This is a genomic window from Moraxella bovis (genome assembly GCF_002014975.1).
In the GTDB taxonomy this organism is placed as follows: Bacteria; Pseudomonadota; Gammaproteobacteria; order Pseudomonadales; family Moraxellaceae; genus Moraxella; species Moraxella bovis.
Map to the genome: position 1 here is coordinate 1 of NZ_MUXV01000035.1, position 10,314 is coordinate 10,314.

Annotated in this window: 12 protein-coding genes; 4 read left to right on the plus strand and 8 right to left on the minus strand. The window is 39.2% G+C overall.

Annotation, left to right across the window (positions count from 1 at the left end):
• Nucleotides 1-382: 382 nt before the first annotated feature.
• Both B0182_RS08970 and B0182_RS08975 read left to right on the plus strand, forming a co-directional pair.
• Nucleotides 383-625, plus strand: coding sequence for a YheV family putative metal-binding protein (locus B0182_RS08970; protein WP_078274608.1), 243 nt, complete (start codon nt 383-385; stop codon nt 623-625).
• 226 nt (nt 626-851) lie between these two features.
• Complete coding sequence (locus tag B0182_RS08975) at nt 852-1,919, plus strand: hypothetical protein (RefSeq protein ID WP_078274609.1); 1,068 nt, start codon at nt 852-854, stop codon at nt 1,917-1,919.
• 61 nt (nt 1,920-1,980) lie between these two features.
• On the opposite strand, the gene B0182_RS08980 is transcribed toward B0182_RS08975, so the two are convergent.
• The 3 genes from B0182_RS08980 to B0182_RS08990 all read right to left on the minus strand — a co-directional run bounded on the left by B0182_RS08980 (nt 1,981) and on the right by B0182_RS08990 (nt 4,987).
• On the minus strand, nt 1,981-2,433 hold the full coding sequence (locus B0182_RS08980; RefSeq protein WP_078274610.1) for a hypothetical protein: 453 nt from the start codon (nt 2,431-2,433) through the stop codon (nt 1,981-1,983).
• The gene (rph, locus tag B0182_RS08985; RefSeq protein ID WP_078274611.1) at nt 2,433-3,149 is read right to left on the minus strand and encodes a ribonuclease PH; all 717 of its coding nucleotides are present in this window, start codon (nt 3,147-3,149) and stop codon (nt 2,433-2,435) included. Before rph ends, B0182_RS08980 begins: the two co-directional genes overlap by 1 nt.
• A 134-nt stretch (nt 3,150-3,283) precedes the next feature.
• Nucleotides 3,284-4,987, minus strand: coding sequence for an AMP-binding protein (locus tag B0182_RS08990; RefSeq protein ID WP_078274612.1), 1,704 nt, complete (start codon nt 4,985-4,987; stop codon nt 3,284-3,286).
• 213 nt (nt 4,988-5,200) lie between these two features.
• On the opposite strand from B0182_RS08990, the gene B0182_RS14340 reads away from it, so the two are divergent.
• Entirely contained in the window at nt 5,201-5,353 is a 153-nt protein-coding gene (locus B0182_RS14340) for a hypothetical protein (RefSeq protein WP_158079673.1), read from the plus strand.
• A 156-nt stretch (nt 5,354-5,509) separates the two neighbouring features.
• Here the strand turns inward: B0182_RS14340 and B0182_RS09000 are convergent, their stop codons facing one another.
• From B0182_RS09000 to B0182_RS09020, 5 genes are all read right to left on the minus strand, one after another.
• A complete protein-coding gene (locus tag B0182_RS09000; RefSeq protein WP_228157756.1) occupies nt 5,510-6,385 on the minus strand; it encodes a hypothetical protein in 876 nt (291 codons plus the stop codon).
• 88 nt (nt 6,386-6,473) lie between these two features.
• Nucleotides 6,474-7,127: a phosphoesterase gene (locus B0182_RS09005; protein WP_078274614.1), complete on the minus strand. Its 654-nt coding sequence runs from the start codon at nt 7,125-7,127 to the stop codon at nt 6,474-6,476.
• Between the two features lie 78 nt (nt 7,128-7,205).
• Nucleotides 7,206-7,670, minus strand: coding sequence for a hypothetical protein (locus B0182_RS09010; RefSeq protein ID WP_078274615.1), 465 nt, complete (start codon nt 7,668-7,670; stop codon nt 7,206-7,208).
• Between the two features lie 156 nt (nt 7,671-7,826).
• Complete coding sequence (locus B0182_RS09015) at nt 7,827-8,021, minus strand: hypothetical protein (RefSeq protein ID WP_078274616.1); 195 nt, start codon at nt 8,019-8,021, stop codon at nt 7,827-7,829.
• Complete coding sequence (locus B0182_RS09020; RefSeq protein WP_078274617.1) at nt 8,018-9,532, minus strand: RNA ligase; 1,515 nt, start codon at nt 9,530-9,532, stop codon at nt 8,018-8,020. The genes B0182_RS09015 and B0182_RS09020 overlap by 4 nt, the downstream gene beginning before the upstream one ends.
• A 534-nt stretch (nt 9,533-10,066) precedes the next feature.
• Here B0182_RS09020 and B0182_RS14345 point away from each other — a divergent pair.
• Nucleotides 10,067-10,273 (plus strand): hypothetical protein, encoded by a 207-nt coding sequence (locus B0182_RS14345; RefSeq protein ID WP_112741774.1) that lies wholly within the window; start codon nt 10,067-10,069, stop codon nt 10,271-10,273.
• Nucleotides 10,274-10,314 lie beyond the last annotated feature (41 nt).

Below are 10,314 nucleotides of genomic sequence, written 5' to 3' on the forward strand. Positions count from 1 at the left end.
AAGTCAATATTATGACCAACACTATTGTCAATACAAAACGCTTACGCTTTAACCGAAGAGTCGCTTTGCAAGTTACCTTTTCGGTATTGGAGCTATAAAAAACTTGTGGATAAAAAAGACCTATATGCTCGTATCCAAAAATACGACAGCAAAGAGTATTTTTTAGAATACATTTATGCACATGATAACAACTGGGATACAAAGCCAAAACGAAGCCTGCCCTCTTATATCAAAATACAAAAATACCCTGCTTATACAGGCAGTCATTTAAGTGCCATTCGTTATGTGTTTGATGATAGGCGAGATGTTAGAAAAACAACCAACCATTGCACAAATGCACAAATGGGGGTAAAATCTACCCCTATTTTTATTGAAAAACACCATGAGATACCAATCCACCCGCCCAAAACGCCAATTTCTTGCAGGGGTCAAATGCACCCAATGCGGAGCGACCGACACCACCGCGCAGGTGCAGATTTTCACGCCAGAGCCTGATGAGTACATTGAGTGCGTGGCATGTGGGCATACAGCACGCCGACCCACCGCAGACGACCTGCCCCAAATCCAAGCCACCACCGAAGGGGCGATGACAGAGAGCGTGGGCGTGGTGCGTTTTATAAAATAACCATCAGATGTCGCCCCATCATGAATTTGAGTCAAAATTTGTGCTTTTTGTCTTAATTTTGTTGTAAAAAGCTGAAAATTCTTGTAAATTTTGATATAGTACAGCAATATTTGTTGGCAAGCGTCTCATTGGCACCATCAGACTCGAATTATATCAAAGTCAGTCAAAGCCCGATGAACACCTCTGCCATTCATTAGCCCCATTTAGCCAATAAGATAGGTTTCCCATGTCAGAGAAAAAAGACCTGAACGAGATTAATTTTGATGATGAATTTTTGGACATTGATTTTGGCAATGCCGATCTCAATGCCAGCACCGACACCACCGCTGATGTCGATTTAAGTGCCGAATTTGACGAGCTGTTTGACCAAAATACTGCCAACACCGCTAGCTCTGACATTGACTTGACTACCAATGAGCCTGTGGACATCGCCCTATCTGATGTGACCGTGGCTAATAATGCTACTGGCATTGATTTGACCCACGCTACCAATAACACCGCCCAAGATGATTTTTTCAATCAACTAGATGACCTAAACCAAGCCAATGCCCCTACTGACGTGGCAAACGGCAACGTCGATACTGCCCTACTGGGTGCAGGAGCAGTCGCAGGAGTGAGTGTCGCCAGTGGTCTCGGGCAAGGCGAAGTCGCCAAAGATAAGCCTGCTAAAAAAGGATTGTTTGGCAAAAAAGATGGCTCGCCCAAAACCCTAAAAATGACCAAACCCAAAGCCCCTAAAGCTCCAAAGCCTGCCAAAAATAGCGGCGACAAAAGCGACTTGACAGGGCTACTTAGCGACCCTAAAAAGCTCAACAAGCTCATCTTGGGCGGTGTGATTGCCCTAGCCCTGATTGGCGTGGCACTCTACATGGCGATGAGTGGTAATGACAGTAGTACTGTTAATACCCCCACGCCTGCCGTTAGCACAGCCCCTACCCAATCAAGCACCCCTGAACCCACCCCAGAGCAGGCAGAAACAGCACCAGCAGAGACCCCAGCTGTTGATTCTGCTGACAGCATTCTGCCAGACATCAAACCTGTGGTTAATCCCGATGAGATTCTAAATGCTGAGATTCCAACCGACCCTGCACTCATCAAAGAAGAGATTGACCGTTTGGCAGACAAAGATGCCCAAATCGCTGAACAAGAAGAACTCATCCAAGATCAGCTGACTCTAATGGAAGATTTGACGACCGCCAAAGCCGAGCAAATCGCCCTACTCGAAGCCCAAATCGCTGAGCTTGAAAACCAAAAAAACAGCACCAAGACCACCGCTCCTGCCAGTGGACAGTAAGCACCCACCAAAAACAAAGCCCGACGATGTTGGGCTTTGTTTTTGGTTTTGATTTATCAATTTACAAAATCCGTATCGCCTGCTCTCGCTTCTCTAATGCCTTGCCTTCTAGTACCGATTTGGCGACGTGGCGTTCTTTGTCATTATCAAAGCCCAAGATATGCCAGCTTCTCCCTAGGTCAGTGATGACTAAGGTGTCATTTATCAGCTCAATACGAGCATTCTCGCTCAGTTTGACGTTTTGCCCCTGTGCGATAAAGGCACGATTTTTGATGATAATCACCCCTCTGGCGATACAGCTTTGGTATTTTAGGCGGTTTTTGTAGATATTAAAACCAAAAATCAGCACCGCAAACACTGCCATCACCCCAATGGTAATCTGTACAGGAGCGGTCATGGCAACCACCGCCACACATATCGCCAACACAACAAGGACCCCTGCCATGACAAAGACAGGGTTCGACTCGGTGCCATTTAGCGTGATAGACACGCCATCATCAATGACTTTTAGCATTACCAGCCCAACGCTTGTTTTTGGAGTTCAAAAATCTCTTTAATACCAGACTCGGCAAGGTCAAGCATGGCATTTGCCTGCTCACGGGTAAAATACTTATCTTCTGCCGTCCCCTGAATCTCAATAAATCCGCCTGCTTGGGTCATGACCACATTCAAATCGGTATCGCAGGTCGAGTCTTCACCATAATCCAAATCCAAATACGCCCGTCCGTCCTTGATACCGACCGACACTGCCCCCACCAGTCCGATGAGCGGGTCTGTGGTAAGCCTCTTGTCTCGTTGTAGGCTCTCTAGGGCATCAATGAGTGCCACCGCCGAGCCTGTAATGCTTGCCGTGCGTGTGCCACCGTCTGCTTGTATGACATCACAGTCCACATAAATGGTGTTCTCGCCCAGTTTTGACAAATCCAGCATGGCACGGAGCGAGCGACCGATAAGACGCTGTATCTCTTGGGTGCGTCCTGACTGTTTGCCCTTAGTCGCTTCACGTTGAGTGCGTGTGCCTGTGGCTCGTGGGAGCATGCCATATTCGGCAGTGAGCCAGCCTTGCCCTTGACCTTTTAGCCAACGTGGTACGCCTTGCTCTATGCTGACGTTGCATAGCACTTTGGTGTCGCCATAGCAGACAAGCACTGAACCTTCGGCATGTTTGGTGTAGTTGCGGATAAAGCTGATGGGACGTAATTGGGATAATTCACGGTTGTCGTGTCGCATGATGTGCCTTTATAAAGTAAAATTTGGACTATTGTAACAGTTTTTGCCCCAAAACAAAACTGCCCAACCCAGAATATCCCCATTGGCAATATTCAGATTGGACGGATTTTTAAGCGTTATGAATTTTTAGCTTATCACGCCTTTTTATCCTCTTCTAATTTACGCAAATCCTTACGCAAGATTTTACCAACATTAGATTTTGGCAACTCATTAATGAACTCAACATATTTGGGGCGTTTATAGCCTGTTAGATTCTCTTTTGCCCATGCGATGACTTCTTTTTCTGTTAGGCTGTCGTCTTTTTTGACCACATAGACTTTGACCAGCTCGCCACTATGCTCATCAGGCACGCCAATCACGCCACATTCTAGCACTTTGGGGTGAGCGGTGATGACTTCTTCAACTTCGTTAGGATAGACGTTAAAGCCCGACACCAAAATCATGTCTTTTTTGCGGTCAACGATTTTGAAAAAGCCCTGCTCGTCCATCACACCAATATCGCCCGTTTTAAAATAACCGTCTTTTGTCATGGTCTTCTCGGTCTCATCGGGGCGGTTGTAGTAACCTGCCATGACCTGCGGACCTTTGATGGCAATCTCGCCTGCTTCCCCAAGTGTCACTTCTTTGCCGTCATCATCCAATAGGATAATGTCGGTATTGGGAAATGGAATGCCGATTTTGCCAGTATAACTGCCTGGCGGATTTAGCGTGGCGACAGGCGATGTCTCGGACAGCCCATAGCCTTCAACGATGTAAGTACCCGTGAGCTTCTCCCATGCTTCTGCTGTGCTTGGTAGCACCGACATACCCCCACCAAGCGATAGACGTAGGTTGGTATGGTCAAGGTTTTTAAAGCCTTCATGATGAGCCAATGCATTAAATAAGGTATTAACCGCAGGGAAAAACACAGGACGATATTTGGCAAAATCTTTGGTCAAGGCATCAAAATCACGAGCGTTGGTGATAAGTAGCAAGCTAAACCCCATCTTCAAACCAAGCATGGATACCGTAAATGAGAAAATATGATACAAAGGCAACGCTGTGGCGATGTATTCACCTGTCAAATCTTTATTGGTAGAAAATATTTTATTAACAAATGTCATGCATTGTTCAACGTTAATCACAAGGTTCTTATGCGTGAGCATCGCCCCTTTTGCCACGCCTGTCGTACCGCCTGTGTATTGTAGCACCGCAATGTCATCAAGCGACAGCTCGGGGCGGACATAGCGACTTGCCGATACTGCCGTTAGGGCATCTTTAAAACTCACGGCATTGGGAATGTTCCAGCTTGGCACCATTTTTTTGACATGGCGGACGACCAAATTCACCAAAATGCCTTTGAGCCCCATCATATCGCCAATGCTCGCCACAATGACATGCTTAACCTGCCCTTTGTTTTTGACCTTTTCAAAGGTATGAGCAAAGTTCTCCACGATGAACAACGCCTTTGTCCCGCTGTCATTAAGCTGATGTTCTAGCTCATGCGGTGTGTACAGCGGATTGACATTGACAAGAGTCAGACCTGCCCGAATAATGCCCATCATCGCAATCGGATACTGCAAAATATTTGGCATCATCACCGCCACTTTGTCGCCCTTATCAAGCCCCAGCGACTGCAAATAACTGGCAATCTGACGGCTGTATGTATCAAGCTCACGATAAGTAATGGACGCCCCCATACACGTTAGGGCGACTTTATTGCCATGTTTGGCAAAGTTCTGCTCAAAGCTGTCAAGCAGGGAATTGACACCGTCTGGCACCTTGACATTAATATCAAGCCCATTATCGGCGTAGGTTTTTACCCAAGGACGGTCGGCAGGGACACTAAAATTTTGCATGATTCTTCCTTAATATTCTAAGATGGAATGTATTGGCAGTAAAATCGGTCAAATTGCTCAAAAATTAATCACAATCAGATGCTTAAATGTAAGCAAATATTACGCTATAAAATACACCATTTTTGCCAAATTGCCAAATGATTTTTGTTTGAAAGGGCAAAATTTTTGTAGTGATTATGTTGTTTATGGGGTGTTTATAAAAATGCTTGATAAGTGATTGATGAGAAAATAAAAGATAAAAAAGGTAAAGTAGCACAAGGCACGCAGGCAACACCTAAATCAAAAGCAAAGACCCCTATTTTTATTAAGTTAAAGCCAAAGATAATGCCTTATAAAGTCCAATTTTTAAAAATTGGTAAACTTTAAAGGACAAAAATAGGGCGATGGTTTGATAGACGAATCCCAAATTCGTTGCATGTTCAATGCTAGGGCAACAATGCCATTTTAATTCGCCTTGTGCTACTTTGGTTTTTGGATAAAATGGGCTTTATAGGTCAAAACCCATTTCCCCAAAATCGGTTATCATAGTTTTACGGTCAATAACTCATCAATGATTGCTTTAAATTCATTTGGCACAATGATTTTAAAATTGGCAATCTCATTTTTTATAGCGATGAGTTTTTCGGTTTCGGCTTTTACTTTTTCGTTTAACAGCATTTGGCGTTCGTGAGAGCGTTTATTATACTCTTCTTCATAAGCCACAAGCGATTTATTTTGAAATTCACGGAATTTGGCTTTATAGGCATTTACCGTACTTTCATGTTCTCTATGCTCGGCTAATAGATAGTTTTGTAATTGTTGTAATTCATCTAGCTCATATAATGGCGTGTGATGAATTTTAAATACCTGTTCGCCCACTTCTTTAAAACTAATGCGTTCTTTTTTGGTAAGGCTTGTGCGGATTTTATCAAAGTTATGAATAAATTTGCCAATATGAGACGCTTTGGCTTCGGCAGTCTTATAGGTAATAACATCAGATAATGGCAATGTCAAAAGATAATCCTCCATAGCCACATTGATTAGGCGTTGCAATTCTAACACATCAATACCCACCAATAATGAATCTTGCTCATCTCGCACTTGTTTGATTTTGATGTTAATCATATCAAGTCTATTGTCTTTCTCTTTAATAGCACTTCTAAAAAAGGCAGAAATGGCGTATAACTTACCAATATTGGCAAGTTTGCCATCAATATCATTAACCTTTTTAAAGTTATCCAATGATTCACCGTCAAGGCTAGATGTGTGCGTTTCTAGGTTGGTAATCTCATCTTGGATTGGTTTTAGGGTTTCTTTGATACGCTCACAGATATAATTGGCTTCTGATGAAGTCAAACCTGATACATTAAAATAGGGGTTTTTGGTTAATAGTTTGTGGGTTAATTCTTGGCTCATCATAATAAAATCCTTAATCAATTTAAAAATACTATGGCTATATTAACGAAAGTTAAACGTTAAATCAAGACACAAATTAAATTATCTATCTTCACTCATTTAACTTCAACAATTCATCTTTTATTCTTTTGGCATTTTGATAAACATCATCACAAAGCACAATCTCATCATCACCGCCAAAATGTGAAACATTCGGTAACTCTTGCAAAAATTCATCAATATCATCAAGCGTTAAAAATCTGCCGTGCAAATCAAAACCAACATTTAAAATCTTGCCTTTGACTTTTGCCATGCGGTCATGAATATGCCCGTGCAAATGATAATAGCCCTTATGACAGCCGTCCCATTCATCTATCGGATAATGCGATAAAATCAGTGTATGTTTTGTTTCTTTAAAAGTTAATTTTAAATAATCCTGTACCGATGATAATAGTGGATTGCCGTCATTTTTGGTTTGAGTTAAAAACCGCTCTTTATGCCGTTTGATTAAATTATCGTGATTGCCCAAAATTAAATGATGTTTGCCATTTAACTGACTTAATACTTTCTCAATCTCTGTTAAATCGTGGCTAAATGACACATCGCCCAAATTATAGACCACATCATCAGGAGTAATAGTGGCATTCCAAAATTTAATGAGTTCATCATTCATTTTATCCAAACTTTCAAAGGGTGTGCGAAAAGTTGGACAAAATTTGGCGATATTTTTATGGCTAAAATGCAGGTCAGAAGTAAAATAAATCATTGGTTTTTCCTTAAATTGTAAGGTGCGTATTACGCACCGTGATTGGGTATGATTGGTGCGTGGTACACACCTTATGGATTATCTCCAATTAACACCTGTTAAAGCGTCAAAAACACAACTGATATAATCATTTCTTTTTGCAAATTCATATTCAGCATAAAATTTATCAATATCATCATTACTTAGATTGATGATACACTCGGTAAAATGCTGTTTATGCTTTTGATTATCTAGCCAATGTTTCATTATTGATTTAAATTCTGGACAGTCTTGTGCAAATACCATATCAATTTTATAATCAACAGGATGTGGATAATAATTAACCCAATAATCATAAGCACTACTGAATATATAATTTATGGTAGATTGTGGTGTTTTTAGCGTTTCCCAATATTCTAAAAATGGTTGAATATTTGCACCACCAATATGAAACATCAATAAACAGTCAAATACACCGTCTTGTTGCCATTTTAAACGCTCATAAGGATAAACATTAACTAAGACTTTTAGATACTCATAGCAAAATTTATTCCACAGAGCCATTTCTTGTGTGCTAAAACTGCCTTTTGGACAATTTCCCACACGCTGAAAATAAATTTCAGTAGAATGGTGTAAATTTTCACCTTCGGTAATAATTCCACCATTCTAGGTAAAAAATATTTTAATTCATCAGGTCTTTCTATCGGGTCTTTGGCGGTATCATTGTAATCCATACAAATGATTACGAGTTAATTCACGCAAAGGCAATGTTCGCAGTTCTAATTCAAGTTTTTCATCGATACATAAGCCACAAGTACAGACATTTAACAATCCAGTTGGTTTTGGATAATTAAATACTTGATAAAATTCATCAATGATAGATTGAAATGGTTTTAATTCATCTGATTGTTTCATAATCGCCCCAAAAACTCTTGAATAAACGCAATTTTATCCAGTTCTGATAACTGATTAAACTTCTCTTTATTATCCTTAATATAATCAATCAACGGATAATATTCTTCATCAACTTGTCTTTTATCCAGTTTACGCCCAAGATTGGTAGCATTGCTACGCCCCAAAAATTTTGAAATCAAATAATACGGCGATTTAAGTTTAAAGAGCATTTCTTTTGTTTGGCTATCAAACACCATAAAACCTTCGTGTTCTACGGTTTTTAATAAGGCTTTTAATTCGCCAAAAGGCATTGCTGTTATCATTTGCGGGCGATTGATTGTAATACCGCTACCAATGGCGTTTTGTTCGGCATTAAATGTATCGGCAATGGCATTTAATTCATTTTCATCAAATTGTCGCCCTGTCGCCACATCAATAATCCCAATCAAAGTTTCGCCAAACACTTCTTTGATGATATGCACATCTTTTTCATCGGTGATTTCAAATAAAAAGGTGTGATTGGGATATTGTTTAAACAGCATTTCATACTTTTGGCAATGGATTTCATTCATTTTGGCAAAATCACTGTCCAAAGAACCTGTGGTAGAGTACAATACTTGATGATTAAACTCAGCGTGATAACTTGGATGCGTTTCATCAAGTGCCACATAAGTACACACGCCCAAAAACCCATTGACCTTTAATACCACATCCACCAAATGATTATCGTCTATGCTAATGGGATATTTGGATTTTTTGGCAATGCGTTCTGAATAATTAAATACTTTTTTAAAGGGGCGAACAATGATATTGTTATATTTATCAAGCACCAATCCACGCATTTCAAGTAAGGCGTTGTCAAAAGTATTATTAAAAAATACATCTCTCTTGTATTTTAAGACAAACAATTCTGGATAAGTTTTCGATTGTTTGATGATAAAATTTCTTTTGCCGTATTTTAGATAGTCATCAGTAATATAACTTTGGCGGTTTTCGTCAAAGGGTAATTCTTTTTTGTTGTTAAATTGGCTCATTTTTTCAATATTAGCTTTAATGTCATCGCTCATTGGGCGAATTGGGTCAATATGAATTTCATCACGAAGTTGATTATTGTTTAATTTAACATAAGCAGACAACACATCGTCTCGTTTGACATTATGCACATTGTCAAAAAAATTATGCAAACGATAAATTTCCGTAACCAGTCCTTTTTTACGAGCCGATTGTAAAAGATGAATACAAGACGATGATTTTTGGTTGGTATTGGAATTAATCACCAATATATCCAAATTAGGATTGGCACGGGCTTTTTCAAAGGCGGTTTTCATTGCGGTTTGACCGATTTGCACCGCTTTTTCAATCCGCTCTGGCGTCCAATGATAAACGCCATTTTCATCGGTTAATAATAGGTCGTTTTCAATATGAATAATTTCGCCATTTGGGAATTCTTTTTTAAATTCGGCAATTTTTTGTTCGGCAAAGGTGGATTTGCCAGAACCTTGATGACCACGAATTAGGATAAATTTTTGCATTGGGTATTCCTTAAAATAGGTGCTTACTTTTATTGTCCAAAGTTTGTGCCAAGTTTGAAAAATTGGCGAAAAAATTTTTTAAGTGATTGATTTTTAATAAATTAAATTTTTAAAAAGTTTTTAAATCGCCTATTTAATGCTTAAATTTTTTATTAAAAACTATAAAATATTCTAGTTATTTATAAAATAAGATATAATTAAACATACTGTTTTTTTTGAAAATTACCAACCCCAAATCATCAACACCTTAAAATTTACCCATAAAAAACCGCCCCTATTTTACAATAAGGACGGTAAAAAATTAACCAATCAAACAAAATTTGACAGATTTTACGCTATTTTGCAATAGGTTGGGATTTGAACCCAATTTCAACCAAATGTAATCTGTCAGGCATTTTAATAAGAATTTTTTAAAGCATTAAACCAATTTGTTAATGATAAAAGACATTGGAAAAATGTAATCATCAACACATTTTAATGCAAAAACATAACCAAAATCATTAAGACAGCTCATTACCCAAAAATGTAGTCTTAATGGCATTTATGTTATTGGGGGATTTATATAACCAAAATTTGTTTAGATACCGTATGATCTATCCAATTGAGCTACAAGCGTTTGCACGCTTGGGCGGACTTGAACCGCCAGCCTTACCATTATCATTGGAATGTAATTTAAACGGCATTTATACAACCGTTACTATTTTATTAAATTTTATTAAAAATGCAAGGATTTTTTTATAAAATTTTTATTATTTTTTTAAATGGCATTGTTAAACTAAAAT

Coding starts and splice junctions, on each gene's coding strand:
- B0182_RS09015 (WP_078274616.1), bottom strand. CDS start 8,021: ATGAAACAATCAGATGAATTAAAACCATTTCAATCTATCATTGATGAA.
- B0182_RS14345 (WP_112741774.1), top strand. CDS start 10,067: ATGGCATTTATGTTATTGGGGGATTTATATAACCAAAATTTGTTTAGA.
- B0182_RS09000 (WP_228157756.1), bottom strand. CDS start 6,385: ATGATGAGCCAAGAATTAACCCACAAACTATTAACCAAAAACCCCTAT.
- B0182_RS08980 (WP_078274610.1), bottom strand. CDS start 2,433: ATGCTAAAAGTCATTGATGATGGCGTGTCTATCACGCTAAATGGCACC.
- B0182_RS09020 (WP_078274617.1), bottom strand. CDS start 9,532: ATGCAAAAATTTATCCTAATTCGTGGTCATCAAGGTTCTGGCAAATCC.
- rph (WP_078274611.1), bottom strand. CDS start 3,149: ATGCGACACGACAACCGTGAATTATCCCAATTACGTCCCATCAGCTTT.
- B0182_RS09010 (WP_078274615.1), bottom strand. CDS start 7,670: ATGGCTCTGTGGAATAAATTTTGCTATGAGTATCTAAAAGTCTTAGTT.
- B0182_RS08975 (WP_078274609.1), top strand. CDS start 852: ATGTCAGAGAAAAAAGACCTGAACGAGATTAATTTTGATGATGAATTT.
- B0182_RS08990 (WP_078274612.1), bottom strand. CDS start 4,987: ATGCAAAATTTTAGTGTCCCTGCCGACCGTCCTTGGGTAAAAACCTAC.
- B0182_RS09005 (WP_078274614.1), bottom strand. CDS start 7,127: ATGATTTATTTTACTTCTGACCTGCATTTTAGCCATAAAAATATCGCC.
- B0182_RS08970 (WP_078274608.1), top strand. CDS start 383: ATGAGATACCAATCCACCCGCCCAAAACGCCAATTTCTTGCAGGGGTC.